Origin of the sequence: Aggregatilinea sp., from assembly GCF_036822615.1 — a bacterium.
Lineage (GTDB): Bacteria > Chloroflexota > Anaerolineae > Aggregatilineales > Aggregatilineaceae > Aggregatilinea.
This window is the reverse complement of sequence record NZ_DAISHJ010000084.1, coordinates 1-23,227: the sequence shown is the minus strand read 5'-3', so window position 1 is coordinate 23,227 and position 23,227 is coordinate 1. Positions and strand designations below refer to the sequence as shown.

Here is a 23,227-nt window from a genome sequence, read left to right as displayed (position 1 = left end):
CGCGGCGCTGGCGCGAAGCCCTGCCCACCGAAGCCACCGCGCTGGCCGGGCTGTGGCTGGCGCTGCCCATCCTGCTGCCGGTCGGATTTTCGCTGGCGGGCTACAACCTGCTGACCTACCGCCCCATGATCGGTCTCGTGCCCGCGCTGGTGCTGCTGATCGGGCACGTCCTGGGGCAGATGCGCGCCTGGACCTATACGCTGATCGCGGGGCTGCTGCTGGCCGTGTGCCTGACCACCACCGGATCGACGCACCCGTTCCACGGCCCGTGGTGGGACGTCGCGGAGACGCTGCGCGCGGATATGGCCCCGCAGGATGCGCTGTACATCGAGTCCGACCTGCACGCCTACGCCATCGAGGAGCATGCGCGCCTCGCGGACGTGCCGCACAGCGCCGTGATCCGGGGCCTGCAAATCCGCGAGGGCTGGGCGGGTGAAACGGATCAGCCTGTTGCGGAACGGCTGGCGCAGGTAAACAGCTTGTGGCTGGTGACGTACCTCAACGAAACCTACGACCCGCGCCCCGATCTATCCACACTCGGCTTGGCGCAGACGACGCCCGATCTCGACTTCGGCCAGTTCATCAACCACCCGATCACCGTGGCGCGCTACGCCCGCCAGCCCGATCCCATGCTGCCGTGGACCTTCGCGGACAGTATGCAGCTCGCGCAGGCGGACACGATCCGTGACGGCGGCGCGCTGCACGTCGATCTGACGTGGTTCGCAGCGGCGCAGCCCGCGCAGGATTACACCGTCGCGGTCTACCTGATGGCCCCCGATGGCTTCGTGACCGCCCAGCACGACAGCTACCCGCTGGACGGGCGCGCGCCGACCTCCGGCTGGCAGGCGGGGCACCTCGTCTTCGACCGCCACACGCTGGACATCAGCGCCGCTCCACCCGGCGAGTACCGGATCGCCGTGCGCGTGTATACGTGGTGGGATGGCGCGGTGCAGCCCGTCACGCCGTGCGAGACGGACACGTGCCAGGACCCGGTCGTCGTGGGCGCCATCACGCTCGACTGATCGCCGCGCCGCCCGACGTTCATCAGACATTCATCTCACCGGGCCGAATCGGGACGGTATAATGGGCGCGTCATTCGCACGGAAGGAGGCGCCACGCGTGGATTTTGCGGATACCCTCATCGTCTTCAGCACGCGATTTCTGGGCATATTTATCGAAGCCGCGCCGTTTCTGCTGATCGGCACGCTGACGTCCGGCCTGATCGAGGCGTTCATCAGCCAGGACGATCTGATCCGGATCATCCCGCGCAATGTAATCGCCGCGTCGATGGTCGGCGGGCTGATGGGCTTCGCCTTCCCGGTGTGCGAATGCGGCGTCGTGCCCGTGACGCGGCGGCTGTACCGCAAAGGACTGCCTGCGCCGGTCGGCATCGCGTTTCTGTTGGCGTCCCCTGTCGTAAACCCGATCGTGATCGCCAGCACCTATGCCGCCTTCCACGAGCGCGCGATCCAGATCGTTTACCTGCGCGTGATCGTGGCGCTGGTCGTCGCGGTGCTGATCGGCCTGCTGTTCGCGTTCCAGAAGCGCCCCGACCGCCTGCTGCGCGACGCGATCCCTGCGCTGGCTCCCGCCGCCGTGCCGGGCGGATTGGTGCTCGCGCCGTCTCTGGCGATGGCCGGAGCCGCCGCCGGAACTGCCGGATCGCTTGAGCTTGACGGCGAGCACGAGCCTCCCTACGAGCACGAGCACGCCCACGGCCACCACGCGTCCGGCGAGCGTATGAAGCTGGTGCCCGGCATCCGCTACGCGCTGACGCTGGCGGGCGAAGAGTTCTTCGAGATGGGCCGCTACCTGATCCTCGGCTCGCTGGTGGCCGCCAGCCTGCGCATCGCCATCAGCCAGGACCAGCTCGAAGCGCTGGCGACCGGCCCGGTGAGTTCCGTGCTGGTGATGCAGGCGCTGGCGTTCATCCTCTCCATTTGCAGCACGGCGGATGCGTTCGTCGCGCTGGACCTGTCGAACACATTCACGCTCGGCTCGGTGCTGGGCTTTTTGACCTTCGGCCCGATGGTGGACATCAAAAGCACGATGATGTTCCTGGGCGTCTTCAAGCGGCGCGTCGTGCTCTACCTGATCCTGCTGCCATTTTTGCTCAACGCGCTGATCGCGATCTGGATCAATCTGAACGTGAGGTTTTAGAGGGGCAATTAGCGACTGGCGTTTAGCCTTTAGCGAAAGCCAAATGCTGGCGGCTAAATTGCTTGTAAAGAGCCGAAATATGGGCGAAAAGCACCTCACCCCTGGCCCTTCTCCAATCGGATTGGAGAGGGGCCAGGGGCCGGGAGTTAAGGGGTGAGGTAAACCATACACTTAACCTATTTCCCGGCTCTGTTCATAAAGACGACCGATCGGTTTGCTTCTGGCTCTGAGCCAAGAGCTAATCGCTAACCGCTGCATTTAAGGAGATCCCGCCATGCCAAAAGCACAGCGGTGGGCGCAGGTGATCATCCTCGCCGCGATGGGCGTCTACTTCACCTACAGCCTGCTGACCGGCAACATCACCAACTACATCGCGCAGAAATTCGTCTGGCTGACGTGGATCGCGGCGGGGCTGCTGTTCGTGCTGGCGGCGCTGGCCGCGCAGAGTGCGCTGCGCGAAGACGCGCACGACCACGATCACGACCATGATCACGGCGATCATGAGGCGCACGAGCATGCCCATCACCACGCTCACGCGCACGGCAGTGGGATCGGCGCGTGGGTCGCGTTGGGCATCGTCGCGCTGCCCGTGCTGCTGGGCTTCGCCGTGCCGTCCAGCCCGCTCGATAGCCGCGCCATCGAGGGCGACGTCAGCAGCGATCTGGGCAGTATCACCACTGGCGACGCGCAGGTAATCGGGACCGACCCGCTGCGGCGTAATGTGCTGGAATGGATTCGCGCCTTCACCACGACCAGCGACCTGAGCAGCTTCAACGGCCAGGAAGCGAACGTGGTCGGCTTCATCTACCGCAACCCCGCGATGGATGGCACCGATCAATTCATGGTCGCCCGCTTCGTGATGAGCTGCTGCGTTGCGGACGCGCAGGCCATCGGCCTGACGGTCGAGTGGCCGGGCGGCGCGGATCTGGCAAAAGACAGTTGGGTCCAGGTGCGCGGCACGTTCCAGGTCGAGACGGCGGACGGCATGACGCGCCCCGTGCTGATGGCCTACGAGGGCGCGGACGGCGTGACGCCCGTCGCGCAGCCCGAACATCCTTATCTGTATCCGTAAGAGAGCACACGCGATGACGGACTCGCAGACGACATCTCCGCGCGCAGGTTGGCTGGCGCGCCTCGACCTCGACCGCTTCGATCGATTGGTGTGGATCACCATCGCCGGGCTGATCCTCGCCATCGGCGCGGTGACCCTGGCCGGGGATCGCGTGGGCGTCTACGTGGCCGAAAACGGCTACGAGCCGACGGGCGCAGCAGGCGGATCGCTGCCCGTGCGCGTGCGCTTCTCCGACGACATGGACGCTGAGTCTGTCGCGGCGCATTTTCACGTGTCGCCCGATGTGCCCGGCGATCTGGCGTGGGCCAGCCCCAGCCTGATGATCTTCACGCCGCGCCAGCCGTGGCAGGCGGGTGAAACGTATACCATCACCCTCGACGCCGGGGCTCAGTCCGCGCGGCGCGGGGCCGTGCTGCACGATCCGCTGACGTGGAGCTTCACCGTGCGGCTGCCGCGCGCAGTCTACATCGCGCCCTCGAACGCCTTCGTGCGCAACCTGTACATGACCGATCTCGACACGGGCGACATATTCCAGCTCACCACGGCGGAATACGGCATCGAGGACTTCGCCGTCAGCCCCAACGGGAGCGAGATCGCCTACTCGCAGAACAACGAAGACGGGACCGCCGATCTGTGGGTGCTCAACATGCTGACCAACGCCCCGCGCCAGGTGACCAACTGCGTGGATGCGATCTGCCGCGATCCGGCCTGGAAACCGGACGGCACGGTGCTGGCCTACCAGCGCGAGGAGCTGAACACCAGCCTGGGAACCGGCGTCAGCCCGGCGCGCGTGTGGCTGGTGGACCTGAACTCGCTGCAAACGGGGCTGCTGTTCGACGACTCGCAGATCCTGGGCTATGACCCCACCTGGGACGCGACCGGCCAGCGCATCGGCGTCTTCGATTCGACGCTGCCCGGCATCCGCGTCCACGACTACGAGCGCGGCAGCGATACGGTGATCGAGTCCATGCAGGGCGAGGTTGGCGCATTTTCGCCCAATGGCGACCTGCTGGCCTACCCGGTGCTGGTCGCGGGATCGGTCGGACAGCAGTTTTACACGCACCTGGAACTGGCCGATTTCGACGCGGGCACGACCGCGCCCATCAGCGGTGATTCGTCGGCCCCGGTCGAGGACGGCAGCGCGATCTGGTCGCCGGACGGCACACAACTGCTCATCGCGCGGCGCTACCTGGATGGGCGCTATACGCCCGGCAAACAGATCTACATGCTCGATCCGGCCACGGGCGAGGCGACGCCGCTCGTCATCGACGACGCGTACAACCACGCGGCGATGCGCTGGGACGCCGCTGGCACGCGGATCGTGTTCCAGCGGTTCGCGCTGCAAGATCCCGACGCGCAGCCGGAAATCTGGATGCTCGACCTGAGCACCAACGAGATCCGCAAGCTGGCGGATGACGCCTTTTTGCCCGACTGGGTGCCGTGAGAAGCAGTTTTTAGTCGTTCGTTTTCAGTGGCTAGTTAAAATCCATCCGCACGCGAGCGGCGTAGCGATGGGTCTATGGCTGACCCGGCTGCGGCAGGGGCAAAAAATCTATCCCCGCTCCGGTACACTACGGCGTGATCGTGAATTCCCACGCTGCCGCGCTGGATATGTCGAGCTCCGGCCAGTCGAACGCATACGCAACCGTGTGGCGGCCAACGTCCAGCGGCAGCCGGTAGCAGAAACACCACGTGTCCCATAACACGGCCACCTCCAGGCCGTCTTCCGGATCTAGTTGACGGCCACTGATTTGCGTTCCATCGAGCGACACGGTGATATAAGGCCGGAAATCGGTCCCGGTCCACGCATGCAGATCGTGGCAGGGCGGCAGGTCCGGGGATTGCGTAGGCCAGTGGGTTCGGGTTGCTAATGCTTCAGGAAGGTTGCAGATGCGATTCGCCTTGATGACCTCTGTGCAAACACACAGCGGATACGAGAAATTGTCGAAGAAACTTTCGACGATAACTCCTGCGTCGTACTGCGCAGACGACAGTGCCGCCCCTGGTCCGGGATAGACGGAAATAGTGTCAGGAAGACTCACATTCCCCGGATCGTCCTTGATATACGTCACAGGAATCTCGTCGGCTGCACTTGCCATGTAGGAGAGTGTGGCAGTCGGGCCTGCCGTGCTGCCCGGTCGGTCCCCGTCCGTTTCTGGGCCAATGCCCAGGATGATAGCCGCGATCGCCACCCCTGCCGTCAAAGGCGCACCCGCCCCCACCAAAAGCCGTGTGCCCTTCATGCTGCGTTCTCCCCTTTTCCCCGTGGAATCGCACAAAATCAGGCCCGTGCGTGCAGGTCGCAGCACAGTTTCGTAGGGGCTATTGCGATACGCTCCTGCTGCGATACGCTCCGGCTTTTTTCCGGCGTAACGGCCCTATTGCTCCGGCAGCGGGACGAAACCCAGCAGCGTGTCGGGATGCTCGTCGGTGACCAGCAGGAAGCCGCGATCGTCCAGCCGCACGAGGCCCTCCCAGTTGCGCGCCTCGTCGCTGTCGAGCGCCAACTGGATCGGCGGCACGTCCGCCAGCGTGATGCCGTCCGCCGCATATTGGAACGCCACCAGCCGCTCGACCTGATCGTGCGCGGCGTGCGTCGGCCCTTCGCCATACTGATCCGCGATCGGGTCGTCGTCCGTCGCGGCGTATGTATCGCCGGGATAGAAGTAGTTGATGCCCCAGAATTGGCCGTTCTCGTCGAGCGCCGTCACGTCCGTCAGACGGTAATCGAGCGGCGCCATCGGGATCTCGGCCAGCGTCTGCAAGTCGGCGCTGACGTGATACGCGAACGGCGCGTCGTTCAGGGTCGGGCCGTATAGCTCGTAGAACGTCACCAGCCCATCATCCACCGCCAGGATCGACTCGTAGGAGATATTGAGCACGGTCGTCTGCGGCAGCAGTTCGGCGCGCATATTGAGATCCAGTGTCAACGTGCCCGCGTCCGGATCCATCGTGCCGGGAACGAGGAAGCCGCGCATTTCCGCGTCCAGCCGCCACGCCTCGATCGTCAGGTACGCCGTGTCGCCCACAAACGTCACCGACTCGAAACCGTCATAGCCGGGGATCATCGACGGGATGTCGTCCGAAAGGATCGGAATTTCCCTCGGCTCCAACGGATCGCTGCGCTCGCCGTCCAGATAGCTCAGGATATCCGCCTTGTCGAGCGCGAAGAAGCTGCCGGAATAGTCGCCGGAGGCATATAGGTTCGGGTTTTCGGCCAGCAGGAACAGCGTGTCGCCCCACCACGCCAGCCCGGAGATCTCCGCGTCGGAATCGTTGGCCGGGCCGGTGAGGGGGATCAACTGCACGGGGACTTCGGCGGGGCCGCTCTGCGCGAATGCGCCGGGTGCGATCATCGCGGCAGCGCCCAGCACGAACAGGATCACGAGCAGCCAGCGGAGAAACCGAGACATAACAGCCTCCTGAGGATTGGTTTTGCGGCGTGCGCTGGTGTCAGGCTGCGGGCTTGCGCGCCCACAGCACCACGCCCGTATTGTGCAGCAGTCCGCGCCCGACCAGCGCGCAGTCCACCGTGTAAAGCACGCGCAGGAACGGGAGCGCGATCCAGTCCGGCAGGGTAAGCTGCGCCGTGACGTAGCCCGTCACCGCCGGGTGTTCGAGCCGCTGCTCGATGGTAAAGCACTGCTCGATCATCGACAGCCAGTTATGTTCGCGGCCCGCGCCCTCGAACGGCGACAGCCCGTCCGCCTGGATGCTGGCCTTCACGCGGCTGGCCGCCTGCCCACGGAAGCGCATCAGCCCGGCGAGCTTGTCGCGGTAGGGGACTTGCGTCGGCAGCACCAGCGTGAGCGCCCCGGCCACCAGCGCGGTGGTCGTGGCCTCGTCGCCGTTCGTGTCCGATACCCACAGCAGCCCGCCCGGCTTCAGCGCGGCATAGACCTGAGTGATGACGTGATCCAGGTCGGGCAGGTGGTGCAGCACGCCTTTGGCAGCGATCACGTCGTAGGTTTCGGGTTCCAATTGGAGCGTGTTCAGATCGGTGACCTCGTAGCGCGCCGTGCCGGGCACGCGCTCGCGGATCGCCTCGTAATAGCCGCGCGCGATGTCGATCGCCGGGGCGCTGATGTCCAGGCCGAGCGCGTCCGCGCCCTGCTGCGCCATCGCCAGCGTCAGCCAGCCCGCGTTGCAGCCCAGTTCCAGCGTGGTCATGCCGGGTTGAATGGTCCCCAGCAGTTGGTCGATGTTGGCCGTGTGCATGATCGCGTTCTGGCGCTGCTGGCGGTGATAACGCCACTCCGGCGGGCATTCCGCCGCCTGCTGCGCGGCGACCTCGCCCCACAGCGCGCTTTCGCCATCCAACCGCTGTTGGTACGTGGCTTCCATGTTTACTCCTCCGGTGCAAACCCTTTACACAGCCGGCATTGCGGTGCTGCTATGGGGTATCATCCTCGACGTCGATACCCGCATCCTCCGTATCCTCTATCTCGTCCAGGGCTTCCTCATCTTCGTCGTCATAGTCATAGGCGGGAGCAAAGGGGTTAACTCCGGCCCAGGCATGGCGCATCTTGTGGGTGAAAGTCGTATCCCAGCCGGTGGAGAGCAGCAGCAGCCCGCCCACAAACAGCGGTATCCATCCCCAGAGCAGCGTCAAATCGCCCTCATCGCCTAAGTAATGGACAAGTCGCAAATCGTTGCCGATCCCCACCAGGGCCGCCGTCCCAACCAGCCACAACGCCTCGGTATATCCCAGCAGGACGAGAAGAAGGCCCACCAAAAGCACGTATATAAGGGTGCCCTGTGCCAGGTCGATGTACAGGTATGTGGTGTCATCGATGCGCATCGCAGGCGCGATCAAGCTCACCAGCAGCACCAGAATACCCAGCACGCCAGCCCAAACAGGCCATGCGGAAGCTGGCATGGGAACCGGGGCGGCGAGGTCGGGCGCGTCGCTGGCAGGCTCGTCCGCTTCGGGATCTTCGCCGGATAGGGTTACGTGGGGTGATTCAGCGCCATCCGCCTCCGGGTCGGGATCGCCTATCTCGTCCGGCTCCTCATCCAGAGGGCGGCGCAGATAGTGCTGCATCTGCGACGACAGCAGGACGATGATGCTCCCCGCCAGCAGCAGCAGCCACGCCCACTGCAGCTGGTAGCTGTCGTTGTTATGCGACAGACGATAATAACTGTAGAAAAGCAGCAGCAGGGACCACATCACGATCACCATGACGATCCTGATCTGCTCGATGTTATCGAAGAGCGCCAACACGATAACGATCAGCATCAGGACCAACAGGGTCAGGCCGATCCCTTCAAAAGGGATGTCATTGTCTGGCGTGAGATCGCTCAATGTGATGTTATTGATGGCGGGGACAAACAGGCCCACAATGATCAAAATCGCGCCCAGGATCGTCAGAACGCGCTGCAACATAACTGCACCTCTTAATGGCTAGACGTTGTACCTCGTATCTAGCCTTTAATAATACTTGAGATACCAATTCTGCGCTTACTGACCTGCATCCAGATCCGCACAACGGCATAAGCCGAAAGCACGAACAGGAATGGATCGGCGGGGGCGCGGTAGCGCGTCGAGGGGTGGAAAACGAGGTACGCGATCGTGACGGCAGCCATCACCGCCAGCAGCGGGCCGATCGGCAGGTGTGCGCGCGCCGCCAGAACCCACCCGATCAGGCCGAGCAGCAGCAGCGGCGCGAAGGTCAGCACGTGCAGCACGCGCGCCGCCTCGAACGAGGCCGTGTGATATTCCAGCACCGCATCGTCGTCCATGTCGGCGTCGGGCGGGATCTCATACGGCATCAGGACGGGGGTCCACAGCACCCAGAACTTCGTGAAGAACAGGTGCGGCCAGTCGCCGGGATGATCGCGCAAGTAGTCGATAGCCCGATCGCGGTGCCACATGCTCGCCTCGACTTCGCTCAGCCCTTCCGGCTGCTCGCCCAGGCAGTTGACCCACTGCGCGTCCCAGCCGCGCGCCAGATAGTCCGCCACGCACGGGTTATTGCCTTGATGCAGATTGCTGCCGTCGTTGGTGCTGATCAATACGAAGGCGTGCTGCAAGCGGATGTTGCGGACCGTCCACGGCGCGATCACCAGCACCACCGCGATCCCGGCCAGAACCGCATTACGCAGCGCCATGCGGAAATTGGCCGATCGCCACCACCACAGCGCCAGCATCGGCAGCGTCAGCAGCACGAACGTTTTCGTCAGCGCCGCCACGCCGAACGCGATCCCCAGCGCGACCGCATACGGCCAGCGTTCGGTGTCGCGCACGCGGTACGCCAGCCAGATTCCGACCGTCAGCAGCAGGATGAAGATCCCGGTGTCGTTCACCGATAGATTCTGGAACAGCAGATACGGGTAGAGGCCGTAAAACGCGCCGGTCAGCAGCCCGACCGCTTCCCCGGCCACGCGCCGCCCAATCAGATACAGCAGCGTGACCGTGATCAGGTCGAAGACGATCTGCACGGCGGCCACCGCGATCGGGTCGCGGCCCAGCGTGGAATACACCGCCACCAGGAAGTACGGGTACAGCGGCGGCAGATCGGAATCGCCGCTCCGGTCGTCGAAGCGCGTATAGCCGTGTCCGTCCATCACGTTGACGGCGTACACGTCGTACCCGGAGGCGTTGAGCGCCAGCGAATCACCGAACAGCACCAGGAACGCCACGCGTCCCAACAGAGTCACGAGCAGAATCAGCGCCAGCCAATGGCGCGGGGTCAGTCGTTTGAGCATCAAGCCTTGTCCGTAGGGGTAAGGGGCCGGATCACACGCGCCGGGTTGCCCGCCGCGATCACGCCGGGCGGTACGTCGCGCGTGACGACGCTGCCCGCGCCGATCACGCTGCCCGCGCCGATCGTGACGCCTTTGAGCACCAGCGTATTGGTCCCGATGAACACGTCATCCTCGATCACGATCGGGGCCGTCGCGCCCGCCATCGGCGTCGTCCGCCGCTCGACGGGATCGAGCGGGTGGAAGTCGGAATCGATGATCATGCAGTTCGCGCCCAACATGACGTTGTGCCCGATCTCGACGCGTTCCTCGGCCACGATCACGCCGCCTGTCATGCCGAAGTTATCCCCGATACGCAGCACTGCACCGGGACGCCGGGTCGAGAGCACGACCGCGTGCGCCGCGCCCAGTGGATTCGAGCGTACCGTCGAGCGCAGAATCAGCCCGTCGCCCAGGATCATCGTGCTCTGGCGGTGGCGCTGGATCACGGGCCGCCCGAAGATCTGCCAGCGGCGGCCCCAGCGCACTCCGGCCCCGGCGAAGGTCAGCCGGATCGCGGGATACCACAGCGCGGCCTCCAGCATATAGAGCGCGATCCACGGCGACTGCATCACCGCGCGCACAGCCTGCGCGGGCGACAATCCGCCGGTAGAAGACGAGGAACGTTCCGTTGGGTGCATAACCGTCAGGCCTGTGGATACGAGCGATTCCGGTGCGGCCACGCAGCCGCGCGTCCGAGCGCATTGTACCGTGCGGGCGCGAAAAACCGCTACAATAACGGCACGATGAACGAACGATACGGAGCGAAACAGATGCGTCGAACTGCGCTGCTGGGGGTGATGCTGGCCATACTGCTGGCGGCGTGCACGCTGGGCGACAGCCCCAACGGGCCGCGCACGCGTGAAGCCGTGCGCAGCGAACTCACGGATCGCCTGGACGGCGTGCGGGCGGATCAGCAGGCGGCGCTCGATCTATGGGACCGCGTGATCTTCGGTGAAACGGTGAGCTGCCAGGATGCGATCCCCGCCCCAGATCCGGTTGCGCTCCCCGTGCGCGACGTGGACGCCTATCCCGACGCGACGCCGGTCCTGGTTGCGCTCAACGCCGCGATCGGGCATGTGCGCGACGCGGCATCGTTGTGGAACATCGAATGCGGCACGTCCGGCGAAACGGTCTCGCTTGACATGGCGCGCAGCGGTCGCGCGGCGGCGATGGCCGCAAACGATCCCCTCGACGAAGCGCTCGCCCTGCTTGACACGTGGTCTGCCAGCGGCAGCGCGAACAACAGCGTACAATAAAAGCAGCCGTTGGCAGTCAGCAATGAGCCGTTAGCAAGCACCAACACCTTAAAATCTTCTTGAGGCGCACACCACCGGATGAGATTTGTTTTGGACTGTGCCAAGCGAGCGCTCGAACAGAATTAGGAAAAGCACCTCACCCCTGGCCCCTCTCCAATCGGATTGGAGAGGGGCCAGGGGCCGGGGGTTAAGGGGTGAGGTGAACTGCACGCTACCCCGAACGCCCGGCTCTTTCGGGAGATCGCCTGGCTGCTAATCCCTAACCGCCAACAGCTCACCGCTAAAAGATACCAGGGAGGAACACATGGCAAAACACATCGGGATTCTGACGGCGGGCGGTGACAGTCCCGGCCTGAACGCCGCGATCCGGGGCGTGGGCAAAGCGTCCACCGGCTACTACGGCATGAACGTGATCGGCTTCCGCGACGGCTTCCGGGGCCTGATGGAAAACCGCACTGTGCGGCTGGACAGTTCCGTGCTGTCGGGCATTCTGACCATCGGCGGCACGATCCTGGGCACCAGCCGCGACAAGCCGCACCGCATGCCGGTCGGAGACAAAACGCTCGACATGACCGACGTGCTGGTGGCGAACTACCACAAGCACAACCTCGACGCGCTGGTCTGTCTGGGTGGGGGCGGCACGGCCAAAAACGCCTACCGCCTGATGCAGCACGGGCTGAACGTGATCACCCTGCCCAAGACCATCGACAACGACGTGGCCTGCACCGATACCACGTTCGGCTTCGACACCGCGCTGACCATCGCCACCGAGGCCATCGATCGCCTGCACAGCACCGCGCACAGCCATCACCGCATCATCGTGCTGGAAGTGATGGGCCACAACGCGGGCTGGCTGGCGCTGGCGGCGGGCATCGCGGGCGGCGCGGACGTGGTGCTGATCCCCGAAATCCCCTACGACGTGAACAAGGTCGCGGACGCGATCATGCAGCGCAGCCGGGGCGGCAAGGGCTTCAGCATCGTGTGTGTATCCGAGGGCGCGATGCCGAAGGAAGAAGCCGAAAGCCTGCGCGCCGCGCAAGAAGCAAAAGCCGCCGCGAAGAAGTCGAAGAACGGCAAAAAGGCCGAGGCGGCGGCGGAAACCATCGCGGAGCTGGAAAGCGAGCAGGCCAGCAGTACGGTCAGGCTGACGCGCCAGCTCGAACAACTGACCCGGCTCGAATCGCGCGTGACGATCCTGGGCCACGTTCAGCGCGGCGGCACGCCCTCGGCGGCGGATCGCCTGCTGGCGACGCGGCTGGGGACGGCCTGCGCCGACTTGATCGACCAGGGCGTGTTTGGCGTGATGATCGCTGCGCGCGGCGACGGCTTCGAACCGGTCCCGCTGGAACAGGTCGCGGGGCATCGCAAAACCGTGCCGCTCGATCACCCGTGGATCGAGAGCGCGCGGCATCTGGGCATGAATATGGGCGATTAACGTAGAAAAAGGCGGCGAGGCGGCATGGAATTGGTGAGCGGCGGGATCTGGCTGGTGGGGATCGTGGCCTTAGTCGTAGTTGGCATCGGGTATGCGGGGACGCTGCCCCTTATGCGCCGCCGCGTGCCCGATCCGCCGGACGATCCCGCCGCGTATGGCATGGCGGGCGATGACGTGCAGTTCCCCAGCCGCGACGGGACATTACTCGGCGGGCTGTGGATTGCGGCGAGCGGGCAAGCGCGCGGCACAGTAATTATGTGTCCCGGTCAGGACGGCAGCCTGGACAAAGACATTCCCCAGGCCCTGCCGCTGCATGACGCCGGGTTCGATGTGCTGATGATCGACTGGCGCGCGCATGGCCGTTCCGAGGGGCGGCTGGTGACGCTTGGCGCATTGGAGCAGTACGACCTGCTCGGCGCGCTCGATTTTCTGGCGGCGCGCGGCGCGCAGCGCGTGGGCATACTCAGCCTGAGTATGGGGGCGGGAACGACACTGCAAGTGGCGGCCTACGACGAACGCATCGCGGCACTGGTCGTGGATGGAGCCTATCCGCGTGTAACGGGGCTGCTGGCGAGCTGGCTGCGGCATCACGGCCTGCCGGAACCGCTGGTGAATCCTTTGGCGTGGCTGACGCTGCGGGTTGGGGCGCTGCGCGCGCGGCACACCATCTATGACGCCAACCCGATCGCCACCGCGCGGCACGTCACCGCCCCGACGCTGTTCATTCACGGCGAGCGCGATCCGTTCGTGTCCACTGACGACCTGCGCGTGCTGGCGGACGCCGTCTCCGGCCCGGTCGAGGTGTGGGCCGTGCCCGACGCGGGTCACCGCGAGGCGTACCCGCTGCACCCCGACGACTACAACGCCCGCGTCGTGGCGTGGTTCGAGGAGCATCTGGCATGAGCCGATCCGCTGCCCTTCGCGCGGTTCCCTTGCTGGCGTGCGTTGCGCTCGCGCTCCTGTTCACGCTGGATTCCCCATCCGCACACGGATCACCCGATCCGCAAGCGACCGCCCCGGCCCTCGATGCCAACGACGTCATCTTCGCGGATCAGCTCGTCGAGGAACTCCCGCCGCGCTCGCTGACAGCGGCCCTGTCACGACCGGCCAGCCGGTGCACCGAGAATGGCGTTGCCCTTTACGACCAGCAAACGGGCGACACACGGGTGATCGATCCGGCAGACTGCACCCAGGCTCCACTGCATGGACCGCACTGCGGTTCCTGCGGCAATGAGGACATGTGGTCGCCGGATGGACGCTACCTCGCCTACACCGTGCGGGCAGAGTCGGAACTGGCAACGCGCGAAACGCGGTTCTACGACGCGGTGAAGGACGAAATTGTGCCGCTGGAAGAAGTGTCAGCACATACGACCTCCTGGCTGCCGTACTGGTCGCCGCAATGGCGTTACTACATCGAGGGAACTACGTACCTCCCTGACTATCAAGAAGACTGCAGATATACACTCGGCGATTCGGATTTGCATTCGGCAATCGTCATCAAGCACCTGTTTCCTCCCGCGGGATCAGTTCCCATTTGCACGAATTGGGAAAACATCGAAGCCGAGAAGTGGCTAGCAGATGATCGCGTGCTTGTTCGCGCATTTGTTTCGGACGAGTCATGGTCTGTTTGGGAAGATCGTTTCGTTGTCGCGCTGCAATTTGTTGATGTTTTGGATCTGGGTGCAGACGTCCCAGCGGAGAACGTTTTTTGGGATACGGCTGATTTACTCGTTCGACTTCGTATTCTTAGCGCACCATATCCGCCGGAGTACTGCGCGGTGAGTATTACCGACCTGAACACGTTGATTTCACGCGATATTGAGGCAACAATTTGCTTGCAGCCTGCCGATATCACCGTTTATGAACCGTCGCAGCAACTGGCTTACCTGTACAGTGCGCCACAACTGGGAAAAGAAACTTATACATTAACGCCTGAGGTCCATATTGCTGACCTAAACAAATATGCTATTCGCACCCTTCCAATTGAAGGAGTCAATGAAATAGGATCTTTTTCGCCAGACGGCAGATACTTGCTGCTTGTGCTCGATGATTTGCACTCGAAAAATCGAGACCTCTTCACTCATAATCCCTGGTCTGATCCCCGGCTCGTCATATTCGATTTGATTGAAAACAAGATGGCGTTCGAGTTCAGCATCGATCCGTGGGATAAAAGTAGCAGCGATTTTTTCAAGCCGTTTACTGACTTGAGCACGTCTGTGTTTTGGTCGCCGAGCAGTTCTGCGCTGATTGTAGTAGGTGAACACCAAACCTTTGTGCTGGACGTCGCGGCGCAAACACAAGTGCCCGTCACTAAGATCCAGGCAACGGACACGTTTAGAGTGACAGTCGAATGGTATGGCGAGGATGGGCGGCTGCTGGTCGAAGCGATCCCGACCGATCCCGCAGCGACCGCCACGCTTGGGCGCTGGGTGATCGATCCCGGCCTGAGCTAGCCCGCCTCAAGCACCGACAGGATATTCCCGGCGGGGTCGGTGAACCACGCGATGGTCGAGCCGTCGCCGCGCATGATGCCCTTCGCATCCATCGGCATGCCCTCGTAGTGCTCGAACGGCACGCCGCGCCGGGTCAGCTCGTCCACCGCCGCCTCGACGTCCTCGACCGGGAAATTGAGGATGGTGTAGGTCGCCGGGACGTGATTGTCCTTCGGATACACCAGAATGTCATGCCCGCCCGCGATGTGCAGGAACAGCATGCCGTGCGCTTCGGACACGTCCAGTCCGAGCGTCTCGCCGTAAAACTGCTTTGCGGCTGCGATGTCGTTCGTCGAAAAGCCCGAAAATGCTTGCGTGTCCTTGAACATGGCTGCCTCCAATGAATCGCACGCATGTTCTATCCATCTTAGCATAAAACCCGCCAAACGGCACCGCAGCAGCGGACCCAAACCACCCAAGAACAAAAAACGCCCGGTTCGTCGCCGGGCGTTTGAGACTGCTTGCGTATCGTCGTGTCTTATACCGCGAAGCGGATCACCAGCATATCGCCGTCCTGCACGATGTACTCTTTCCCTTCGAGGCGCATCTTGCCGCGCGATTTCACGTCCGCAAGGTTGCCGTTCGAGACGATGAATTCCGCGTAGGGCACCACCTCAGCGCGGATGAAGCCGCGCGCCAGGTCGGAGTGAATCGTGCCCGCCGCCTCAACCGACGTCGCGCCTTTACGCAGGCTCCACGCGCGCACCTCGTCCTCGCCGTACGTCAGGAACGAGTGGATGTTCAGCAGCTCGTACGAGAGGCGGATCACGCGGTTGCGGCTCGGCTCGTCGATGTTGTATTCGCCCAGGAACATCGCCACGTCGTCGGGATCGTCCAACTGCGCGATCTCGGCTTCGAGCTTCCCGCGCAGGCTCAGCACGACCGTACGCTTGTGGTCGTAGTCCAGGCCCTCGGCGGGATCGCTGCCCTCGTCGCCCATGTTGAAGATCACCATCACCGGCTTGAGCGACATCAGGCCGTAACCGCGCAGCATCTTGTGCTCGTCGTCGGTCAGGTCCAGGTCGCGCAGGGGCTGCTCGGCTTCGAGCTGCGTGTGCAGCCGTTCGAGCAGGGCGGTTTCGTCGGCGTGGGCCTGCTTGTTGTCGATCTTGCCCTTCTGCTTTTCCTCGCCCAGCCGCGCGAGGCGGTTCTCGATCGTGATCTGGTCCAGCAGCAGGAATTCCGCGTCGATGGTGTGCAGGTCGCGGATCGGATCGACCGTCTCCTGCGGGTGCGGCACGGATTCGTCGGTAAAGGCGCGCACGATGTGCAGGAAGCCGTCGAGCTGCTGCAGTTCGTTGCGCATCGGCCCGGTCAGGCCGCCCTCACCGATGCCCTTGTCCAGCCCGCCGATGTCGGTATACGTAATCGTGGTGTAGGTCGTCTTCTTGGGATGGTAGATCTCCGCGAGGCGGTCCACGCGCTCGTCGGGCACAGCCACCACGGCGGTGTGCACTTCGAGCTGACCCGAAGATACCGGCTCGGTCGGGAGATCGCTGCCCGTCAGGGCGTTAAACACGGTCGTCTTGCCGCTGTTGGGCAGGCCGATGATTCCTAGTCGCATGGGGGTCTATCCTGACTACGGTAAAGAACCGGCGCGGGCCGGTGAGGTTGGCGATTTTGTGCGCCAAGTATACCGTGCCGCCGCCGTTCCCGCGAGGGTGCGCCCGGCCCCGAATCGTGACACTCGTCAGCCAAGCGCGGGCGAACGGTCATTGTGCGGGGGTAAATCAGCGGGCTATAATGCGAAGCGTTTGGGCCACACCTTTTTTACGTAAGATTGAGTAGGCTCTGGGGGATGTGAGCATGGACTACAAGCAGCAACTTTTGGACCGCCTGCATAACCGGACCGCGACAGTGGGGATCGTGGGCATGGGCTATGTGGGCCTCCCGCTCGCCGTCGAGTTCGCCCGCGCCGGATACCGCGTGGTCGGGCTGGACCTCAACCCACAGAAGGTCGATCAGTTGAACGCCGGGGTGAGCTATATCCCCGACGTGCCCACCGAAGAACTCGCGCCCCTGGTCGAAACCGGGTGTTTGCGCGCCACCACGTCCTACGCCGATCTGGCCGAGGCGGACACCGTCAGCATTTGCGTGCCCACGCCCCTGCGCAAGACCAAAGATCCCGACATGAGCTACGTCATCGATGCGGCGACCAACGTGGCGACGATCTGCCATGCGGGCATGCTCGTCGTGCTCGAAAGCACGACCTATCCCGGCACAACCGACGAAGTGGTTCTGCCGCGCCTGCTCAAGAACGGCCTGACCGTGGGCGAGGACGTGTTTGTGGCCTTCTCGCCGGAACGCGTCGATCCCGGCAACCCGGTTTACGGCGTGCGCAATACGCCGAAGGTCGTCGGCGGCGTGACGCCCGCCTGCGTCGAGGTGGTCACCGCGCTGTACGAACCGGCGGTCGATCACGTCGTGCCGGTGTCGTCCACGGCGGCAGCGGAGATGGTCAAGCTGCTGGAAAACACGTTCCGCGCGGTGAACATCGGTCTCGTCAACGAAATGGCGCTGATGTGCAACCGGCTGGGCGTCAACGTGTGGGAAGTTATCGACGCAGCCAGCACCAAGCCGTTCGGCTTCATGCCGTTTTACCCCGGCCCCGGCCTGGGCGGGCACTGCATCCCGATCGATCCGCTCTACCTGAGCTGGAAGCTGCGCGCGCTGAACTACACCGCCCGCTTCATCGATCTGGCGAGCGAGGTCAACACGCAGATGCCCTATCACGTCGTGAGCATGGTCATGGAAGCGCTCAACGACGAGGGCAAAGCGCTGCACGGCTCCACCATCGGCGTGCTGGGCATGGCCTACAAGCGCGACATCGACGACGTGCGCGAATCCCCCGCGCTGGATATCTACGAGCTGCTCGAAAACAAGGGCGCAGCAGTCAGCTTCAACGATCCGTTCGTCGCCAGCGTGCGCCTGTCCGGCGAGCGCAAAGCTAGCAGCGTCGAACTGACCGCCGAATGGCTGGCCGCGCAGGACTGTGTGGTGATCGTGACCAACCACAGCGCCTACGACGTCGATTTCATCCTCAGCCACGCGAAGCTGGTGATCGACACGCGCAACGCCACCAAGGGACACACTGGCACGGCGCGGATCGTCCGGTTATAGTCATATTCAGGGGGAGGGCAGGCGCAGCCGAACATCATGCGCCTGCCCGGTTCCCCGTTTGGTTCCAGCCGTTCAAATGAATGAAATTACCATACAGCCACTTCATTTTTTGAAGGGCACTGTTGCGAAAGAGTCTTTGTCAAAATGCGGTGGACCGGGCTTAAGAAAGCCATAGAGGATCTGTTGGCGCCCTCCCTGAAGGGCCGCCTTCAGTATCACCGTGCGCAGTATGGGCCTGGGAAGAGCCAGATTATGACCAGGGCCTGGATCACGCTGGACAAGCAGGAAATTCTGACACTTTCTTCAGTGGTCTGGCTGCAAGAATTGTCTGAGCGGGAACAGGAAATACAGGCAAGTGGCCGCGTCGGGGATTATTATGCGGCACATGACGCCGCAAAAGAGGAACTCCGTCAGCGTGGCATGGTGTCGGTCTGGGACTTTGAAGAGGCGCTCGAAATGTACCTTGAAATATCTATCGAGGACGCCCTCGTCTCGCCCGATCCCATTATTAAGGCCGTCGCCATGCTCGACCGGCGCACGGGCAAACGCCGTCTGCGGCAGATCGATTCCGAATCGCTGGTGAACCCGCTGGTCAAACGCTGCTACGAGATACGCTGCGAGGCCGAAGGACTCAGCCGCGCAGTAGAAGCGTAACGCCCAGCCTAAACGGCAGGATCAACGGCACGCCTGCCATTCGTATTTCGCAGTACCAACCCAACACAGATCGGCCCGATATGCGTATTTTTGTCGCCTCTGGCATCTTCCACCCGGAGTCAGGCGGTCCTGCTACCTATCTCTATCGCCTGCTGCCCGCCGTCCAGGCGCGCGGTCACGACGTGCGCGTGCTGGCCTTCGGTGATCCGTCCGGCGGCGACTACCCGTACCCCGTGACGCGCATCCCGCGCCGGTCGCTGCCGCTGCGCATGGCGGACTATGCCCGCGCCGCCCGCCGCGAACTGGCCTCCGCCGATCTCGTGTTCGTCAACAGCCTCGGCCTGCCGCTGATCGGCTATGGCCGCGTGCCGCGTGTGCTCAAGGTCGTGGGCGATCTGGCCTGGGAACGCTCGGTCAATAAGGGCTGGATTCCCGCCACGGAAGACATCGACGTCTTTCAGACGCGCCGCTACGACCCGCGTGTGGAGGCGGTGAAGCGGATGCGCGCCCGCGAAGTGCAGCGCATGGACCGCATCATCGTGCCCAGCGAGTATTTGCGGCGCATGGTGATCGGGTGGGGGGCACCGCCGGAGCGCGTGCAGGTCATTTACAACGCGCTCGAACCGGATGCCCGCGCTGCGGTGTTAAGTCAAGAGGAAGCGCGCGCCGATCTCGGCCTGGGGCCGGGACCGCTGCTGCTGGCTCCCGCCCGCCTGACCGCGTGGAAGGGGATCGATCACCTGATTCGCGCCGTGGCACAGATCCCCGATGTGCGGCTGCTGGTCGCCGGAGATGGTCCCGAAGAAGCGCACCTGCGCGATCTCGCGGCGGCGGAAGGTCTCGCGGACCGGGTCACGCTGCCGGGGCGCGTCCCGCGCGAGCGGCTGGCGCGGCTGTTCCGCGCGGCGGATTACACCGTGCTTTATTCCGGCTATGAGGGCCTGTCGCATACGCTGTTGGAATCGCTGCTGGCCGGAACGCCGGTCATCGCCAGCGACAAGGGCGGCAATCCCGAAGTCGTGCGGCACGGCGTCAACGGCCTGCTGGTGCCCTACGTGGACCCTGCCGCGCTGGTGAAGACGATTCGCGCGGCGCTGGCGGGCGAGACGCGGGCGCGGCTATCCGCCCACGCGGGCGAAGGATTACGGCGCTTCCGCTGGGAAACACTGGTCGACCAGACGGTCGCTGCGCTGGAAGTCACGGCGCAGGGTGCGAAGGAGCGGCGATGAACTTATTAATGCTCAGCGGCGATTCGTCCGTGGCGCAGGGGCGCGACAGCACGTTTTTGCAGATGCTGGGACGTTTCGCGGCTTACTGGGACCGCATCGACGTCCTGTGTCCCCCCGCCAAGGGCGCGCAGCCGCGGGCAGTGTACGGCAACGTCTACGTGCACCCGTCGCCCTCGCACAAGATCGCGCAGCCCACCTTCATCGCGCGGGAAGGCGCGGCGCTGCTCTCGGAACGGCCCTACGCGCTGATCGCCAGTCACGATTACGGCCTGTTCCTGAACGGCGCGGGTGCGTGGCGGCTGAAACGCGCGACGGGCGTGCCGGTCGTCAGCGAGATCCACCACGTCGAGGGCTATCCCCGCGCCGTGACGCGCCGCGAGCGCCTCTACCGCCGCACCGCATTCATGTATATTCGCTGGGCGAAGCGCTGGGCCGCCGCGTTCCGCGTGGTCAACGCCGGGCAGATGCCCGACCTGCTGCGGCGCTTCCGCGTGCCGGACGAGAAGATCCTCGTGCTGCCGTCGCTCTACATCGACTTCGACGTGTTCCACCCCCTGCCCGATCAGCCGCGCCGCTACGACGTGCTGTTCGTGGGGCGGCTGGTGGCCAACAAGGGCCTGTTCACACTGCTGAGCGCGATCAAGCTGGTGAGCATTACACATCCCAACGTGCGGCTTGGTATTTTGGGCAGCGGCCCGTTGGAGCGCGCGCTCAAGGAGCGTGTGGCTTCGCTGGGCCTGGGCGGCAACGTCACGTTCATCCCGCACCAGTCGGACGCGGCCAGCGTCGCGCGGCTGTATACCCAGGCGGGTCTGGTGGTGTGCGCCTCGACCGCCGAGGGCGGGCCGCGCGTCACGGTCGAGGCGATGGCGTGCGGCGTGCCTGTCGTCTCGACGCCGGTGGGTGTGATGGCCGACCTGATCGAAGACGGCGAAAACGGGCTGCTGGTGAACTGGAGCGTGGGCGACCTCGCGGCCAAGATCCGGCTGCTGCTGAGTGATGCCGATCTGCACACGCGGCTGGCCGAGGCGGGCCGTGCGGCGGTGCAGGAGTTCGACGCCGACCGCGTGGTGGAAGGCTACGCGCGCGGCTATCACGACCTGATCGCGCGCCTGCGGGAGGGTAGATGATGCCGTCGCAAGCAGACCTCACCCCCGGCATACCACGCGTCACACTGGGAGTAGGTAACTCTATGCGCGTATTGATGATCGTCCAGCTCGTTGACGAGCGGGAATGGCTGCGCGGCTTCACCGTAGGCTGGATTCGCGCGCTGGCCGCGCACGTCGATCAGCTCGACGTGCTGACGCTGGAAGCGGGCAAAGCCGATCTGCCCGCCAATGTGACCGTGACCTCGATGGGCAAAGAGCGCGGCCACAACCGCCTGCGCGAACTGGCGGGCTTCCACCGCGCGCTGATGGATCTGGGCCACAACGCGGATGTGATCTTCAGCCACATGACGCCGCGTTATACGTGGCTGGCCGGGCCCTACGCCACCGCGTTCCGCGTGCCCCAAATGCTGTGGTTCACGCACCGGCAGGTCAGCCTGGAGCTGCGGCTGGCGCTGGCCGCGTCGCGCTGGATCACCACCGCGACCGAGACCAGTTTCCCGATTCAAAGCCCGAAGGTGCGCGTCATGGGCCACGGCGTCGATACCGAGCGCTATTCGCCCGGCAACCAGCCCCCCGACGATCCGCCGCTGGTGATCGCCGTGGGCCGCGTCAGCCCGATCAAACACCACCACATTCTGCTCGACGCCGCCGCCCTGCTGCGCGACCGCTACGGCAATCCCCCGGTGCGCTTCGCCGTGGTCGGCACGACCGCCGCGCCCGGCGACGAGGAATATTTGCAGCAGTTGATCCGGCGGCGCAACGAACTGGGCTTCAGCGCGGACTACTTCAAGTTCCTGGGCGCGCACGAACCGGGCGACATGATCGCGCTCTACCGCCGCACCGCCATCGTGACCAACCTCAGCCCGGTCGGGTTATTCGACAAATCCGCGTTGGAAGCGATGCTCACCGGCTGCCCGGTCATCGTCTCCAATCCCGCGTTCAACAGCCTGTTGGGCGAGCACCGCGAGGCGCTCTCGGTAGACAGGCCCGACGACGTAACCGGCGTCGCGGATCGCATCGCGGCGCTGCTGGAACGTACGCCGGAGCAGCGCGCGGCGATGGGCCTGGACCTGCGCGCGCGCACCGCCGCCGAGCACGGCCTGGACCGCCTGATGGCGCGCATGGTCGATCTGATGCGGGAAGGGGCCCGGTGAGCGGGCCGCGCCTGTTCTACCTCGCCAACAACCGCCTGCCGACCGAAAAAGCGCACGGCTTGCAGATCGTGCAGATGGCCGAGGCGCTGGCCGGGGCGGGCTATGACGTAACGCTCGTCACCTCCCGCCGCCGCGGCGTGCCAAATCTGGCCGGCGCGCGCGACCTGTGGAGTTATTACGGCGTGACGCGGACCTTCGCCTTCCGCCGCCTGCCGACGCTCGACCTGATCGATCGCGTGCCGGTGCGCTGGCAGTTGATTCCCTTCGCCCTGCAAACGCTGACCTATCTACTGTCGCTGGCGATCTGGCTCCTGTTCCGCCACCCCGACGTGATCTTCACGCGCGACGTGTGGATCGCGGCGCTGGCGCACCTCGTACGGCCCCGCGCGGCGCTGGTCTACGAAGTCCACCAGCTTCACCACGGCCCCGGCAGGCGGATGCAGGCGTGGGTGCTGCGACGTGCCTGCGCGATCCCGGTGACGGCACACCTCGCGGACGAGCTGCGCAAACGCGGCGCGACCCGCCTCCAGGTGGAGCACGACGGCGTGCGGCTGGCACGATTCGCGGATCTACCCACGCGCGCGGAAGCGCGATCCGCGCTCGGCCTGCCCGCGGACGCGGTTGTGCTCGGCTACGTGGGGCAGGTGCACACCATGCGCATGGGCAAGGGCCTGGATACGCTGATCGACGCCGTGGCGCTGGCGGCGAAAAACGGCGCGGCGGTCGATCTGCTGCTGGTCGGCGGGCCGCAGGCGGGCATCGACGCGCTGCGCACGCAGTGGACGGCGCTCGGCCTGGA

Annotated in this window: 21 protein-coding genes and 1 pseudogene; 14 read left to right on the top strand and 8 right to left on the bottom strand. The window is 64.5% G+C overall.

Going from position 1 to position 23,227, the window contains the following annotated elements:
- From V7116_RS18650 to V7116_RS18635, 4 genes and pseudogenes are all read left to right on the top strand, one after another.
- A pseudogene (locus V7116_RS18650) lies at positions 1-1,022 on the top strand (hypothetical protein); the annotation flags it as partial.
- Between the two features lie 97 nt (positions 1,023-1,119).
- Positions 1,120-2,160 (top strand): permease, encoded by a 1,041-nt coding sequence (locus V7116_RS18645; protein ID WP_324393475.1) that lies wholly within the window; start codon positions 1,120-1,122, stop codon positions 2,158-2,160.
- Positions 2,161-2,434: 274 nt separating this feature from the next.
- Positions 2,435-3,232, top strand: coding sequence for a TIGR03943 family putative permease subunit (locus tag V7116_RS18640; RefSeq protein ID WP_324393474.1), 798 nt, complete (start codon positions 2,435-2,437; stop codon positions 3,230-3,232).
- 13 nt (positions 3,233-3,245) lie between these two features.
- Positions 3,246-4,676 carry an Ig-like domain-containing protein gene (locus V7116_RS18635; protein WP_324393473.1) on the top strand — a complete coding sequence of 477 codons (1,431 nt, stop codon included), beginning with the start codon at positions 3,246-3,248 and terminating at the stop codon, positions 4,674-4,676.
- Between the two features lie 127 nt (positions 4,677-4,803).
- Here V7116_RS18635 and V7116_RS18630 read toward each other — a convergent pair whose 3' ends face one another.
- The 6 genes from V7116_RS18630 to V7116_RS18605 form a co-directional block, all read right to left on the bottom strand.
- Positions 4,804-5,475, bottom strand: coding sequence for a hypothetical protein (locus V7116_RS18630; protein ID WP_324393472.1), 672 nt, complete (start codon positions 5,473-5,475; stop codon positions 4,804-4,806).
- Positions 5,476-5,610: 135 nt separating this feature from the next.
- Positions 5,611-6,645 carry a hypothetical protein gene (locus V7116_RS18625; RefSeq protein ID WP_324393471.1) on the bottom strand — a complete coding sequence of 345 codons (1,035 nt, stop codon included), beginning with the start codon at positions 6,643-6,645 and terminating at the stop codon, positions 5,611-5,613.
- 40 nt (positions 6,646-6,685) lie between these two features.
- Entirely contained in the window at positions 6,686-7,576 is an 891-nt protein-coding gene (locus V7116_RS18620) for a class I SAM-dependent methyltransferase (RefSeq protein ID WP_324393470.1), read from the bottom strand.
- A gap of 49 nt (positions 7,577-7,625) precedes the next feature.
- Complete coding sequence (locus V7116_RS18615; RefSeq protein WP_324393469.1) at positions 7,626-8,618, bottom strand: hypothetical protein; 993 nt, start codon at positions 8,616-8,618, stop codon at positions 7,626-7,628.
- Positions 8,619-8,656: 38 nt separating this feature from the next.
- The gene (locus V7116_RS18610) at positions 8,657-9,940 is read right to left on the bottom strand and encodes an ArnT family glycosyltransferase (protein WP_324393468.1); all 1,284 of its coding nucleotides are present in this window, start codon (positions 9,938-9,940) and stop codon (positions 8,657-8,659) included.
- Positions 9,940-10,617: a DapH/DapD/GlmU-related protein gene (locus V7116_RS18605; RefSeq protein ID WP_324393467.1), complete on the bottom strand. Its 678-nt coding sequence runs from the start codon at positions 10,615-10,617 to the stop codon at positions 9,940-9,942. Before V7116_RS18605 ends, V7116_RS18610 begins: the two co-directional genes overlap by 1 nt.
- Positions 10,618-10,749: 132 nt before the next feature.
- On the opposite strand from V7116_RS18605, the gene V7116_RS18600 reads away from it, so the two are divergent.
- The 4 genes from V7116_RS18600 to V7116_RS18585 all read left to right on the top strand — a co-directional run bounded on the left by V7116_RS18600 (position 10,750) and on the right by V7116_RS18585 (position 15,123).
- Positions 10,750-11,235 carry a hypothetical protein gene (locus V7116_RS18600; protein ID WP_324393466.1) on the top strand — a complete coding sequence of 162 codons (486 nt, stop codon included), beginning with the start codon at positions 10,750-10,752 and terminating at the stop codon, positions 11,233-11,235.
- Between the two features lie 304 nt (positions 11,236-11,539).
- Complete coding sequence (locus V7116_RS18595) at positions 11,540-12,670, top strand: 6-phosphofructokinase (protein WP_324393465.1); 1,131 nt, start codon at positions 11,540-11,542, stop codon at positions 12,668-12,670.
- A 24-nt stretch (positions 12,671-12,694) separates the two neighbouring features.
- A complete protein-coding gene (locus V7116_RS18590; protein ID WP_324393464.1) occupies positions 12,695-13,573 on the top strand; it encodes an alpha/beta hydrolase in 879 nt (292 codons plus the stop codon).
- The gene (locus V7116_RS18585; RefSeq protein WP_324393463.1) at positions 13,570-15,123 is read left to right on the top strand and encodes a hypothetical protein; all 1,554 of its coding nucleotides are present in this window, start codon (positions 13,570-13,572) and stop codon (positions 15,121-15,123) included. The genes V7116_RS18590 and V7116_RS18585 overlap by 4 nt, the downstream gene beginning before the upstream one ends.
- Here V7116_RS18585 and V7116_RS18580 read toward each other — a convergent pair.
- Complete coding sequence (locus tag V7116_RS18580) at positions 15,120-15,491, bottom strand: VOC family protein (RefSeq protein WP_324393462.1); 372 nt, start codon at positions 15,489-15,491, stop codon at positions 15,120-15,122. The two genes, V7116_RS18585 and V7116_RS18580, sit on opposite strands and share 4 nt — an antisense overlap.
- A gap of 149 nt (positions 15,492-15,640) precedes the next feature.
- Positions 15,641-16,726 carry a DUF933 domain-containing protein gene (locus V7116_RS18575; RefSeq protein WP_324393461.1) on the bottom strand — a complete coding sequence of 362 codons (1,086 nt, stop codon included), beginning with the start codon at positions 16,724-16,726 and terminating at the stop codon, positions 15,641-15,643.
- A gap of 242 nt (positions 16,727-16,968) precedes the next feature.
- On the opposite strand from V7116_RS18575, the gene V7116_RS18570 reads away from it, so the two are divergent.
- The 6 genes from V7116_RS18570 to V7116_RS18545 all read left to right on the top strand — a co-directional run.
- The gene (locus V7116_RS18570) at positions 16,969-18,282 is read left to right on the top strand and encodes a nucleotide sugar dehydrogenase (protein ID WP_324393460.1); all 1,314 of its coding nucleotides are present in this window, start codon (positions 16,969-16,971) and stop codon (positions 18,280-18,282) included.
- 144 nt (positions 18,283-18,426) lie between these two features.
- Positions 18,427-18,936, top strand: a complete 510-nt coding sequence (locus tag V7116_RS18565) for an SF0329 family protein (protein WP_442891859.1) — start codon at positions 18,427-18,429, stop codon at positions 18,934-18,936.
- Between the two features lie 80 nt (positions 18,937-19,016).
- Positions 19,017-20,165, top strand: a complete 1,149-nt coding sequence (locus V7116_RS18560; RefSeq protein WP_324393458.1) for a glycosyltransferase family 4 protein — start codon at positions 19,017-19,019, stop codon at positions 20,163-20,165.
- Positions 20,162-21,295, top strand: coding sequence for a glycosyltransferase (locus V7116_RS18555; protein WP_324393457.1), 1,134 nt, complete (start codon positions 20,162-20,164; stop codon positions 21,293-21,295). The genes V7116_RS18560 and V7116_RS18555 overlap by 4 nt, the downstream gene beginning before the upstream one ends.
- Positions 21,296-21,357: 62 nt before the next feature.
- Positions 21,358-22,428, top strand: a complete 1,071-nt coding sequence (locus V7116_RS18550; protein WP_324393456.1) for a glycosyltransferase family 4 protein — start codon at positions 21,358-21,360, stop codon at positions 22,426-22,428.
- Positions 22,425-23,227: glycosyltransferase (locus V7116_RS18545; protein ID WP_324393455.1), on the top strand; the 803-nt coding region annotated here is incomplete at its 3' end. The genes V7116_RS18550 and V7116_RS18545, both read left to right, overlap by 4 nt.

Coding starts and splice junctions, on each gene's coding strand:
- V7116_RS18640 (WP_324393474.1), top strand. CDS start 2,435: ATGCCAAAAGCACAGCGGTGGGCGCAGGTGATCATCCTCGCCGCGATG.
- V7116_RS18635 (WP_324393473.1), top strand. CDS start 3,246: ATGACGGACTCGCAGACGACATCTCCGCGCGCAGGTTGGCTGGCGCGC.
- V7116_RS18630 (WP_324393472.1), bottom strand. CDS start 5,475: ATGAAGGGCACACGGCTTTTGGTGGGGGCGGGTGCGCCTTTGACGGCA.
- V7116_RS18625 (WP_324393471.1), bottom strand. CDS start 6,645: ATGTCTCGGTTTCTCCGCTGGCTGCTCGTGATCCTGTTCGTGCTGGGC.
- V7116_RS18620 (WP_324393470.1), bottom strand. CDS start 7,576: ATGGAAGCCACGTACCAACAGCGGTTGGATGGCGAAAGCGCGCTGTGG.
- V7116_RS18615 (WP_324393469.1), bottom strand. CDS start 8,618: ATGTTGCAGCGCGTTCTGACGATCCTGGGCGCGATTTTGATCATTGTG.
- V7116_RS18610 (WP_324393468.1), bottom strand. CDS start 9,940: ATGCTCAAACGACTGACCCCGCGCCATTGGCTGGCGCTGATTCTGCTC.
- V7116_RS18605 (WP_324393467.1), bottom strand. CDS start 10,617: ATGCACCCAACGGAACGTTCCTCGTCTTCTACCGGCGGATTGTCGCCC.
- V7116_RS18600 (WP_324393466.1), top strand. CDS start 10,750: ATGCGTCGAACTGCGCTGCTGGGGGTGATGCTGGCCATACTGCTGGCG.
- V7116_RS18595 (WP_324393465.1), top strand. CDS start 11,540: ATGGCAAAACACATCGGGATTCTGACGGCGGGCGGTGACAGTCCCGGC.
- V7116_RS18590 (WP_324393464.1), top strand. CDS start 12,695: ATGGAATTGGTGAGCGGCGGGATCTGGCTGGTGGGGATCGTGGCCTTA.
- V7116_RS18585 (WP_324393463.1), top strand. CDS start 13,570: ATGAGCCGATCCGCTGCCCTTCGCGCGGTTCCCTTGCTGGCGTGCGTT.
- V7116_RS18580 (WP_324393462.1), bottom strand. CDS start 15,491: ATGTTCAAGGACACGCAAGCATTTTCGGGCTTTTCGACGAACGACATC.
- V7116_RS18575 (WP_324393461.1), bottom strand. CDS start 16,726: ATGCGACTAGGAATCATCGGCCTGCCCAACAGCGGCAAGACGACCGTG.
- V7116_RS18570 (WP_324393460.1), top strand. CDS start 16,969: ATGGACTACAAGCAGCAACTTTTGGACCGCCTGCATAACCGGACCGCG.
- V7116_RS18565 (WP_442891859.1), top strand. CDS start 18,427: ATGCGGTGGACCGGGCTTAAGAAAGCCATAGAGGATCTGTTGGCGCCC.
- V7116_RS18560 (WP_324393458.1), top strand. CDS start 19,017: ATGCGTATTTTTGTCGCCTCTGGCATCTTCCACCCGGAGTCAGGCGGT.
- V7116_RS18555 (WP_324393457.1), top strand. CDS start 20,162: ATGAACTTATTAATGCTCAGCGGCGATTCGTCCGTGGCGCAGGGGCGC.
- V7116_RS18550 (WP_324393456.1), top strand. CDS start 21,358: ATGCGCGTATTGATGATCGTCCAGCTCGTTGACGAGCGGGAATGGCTG.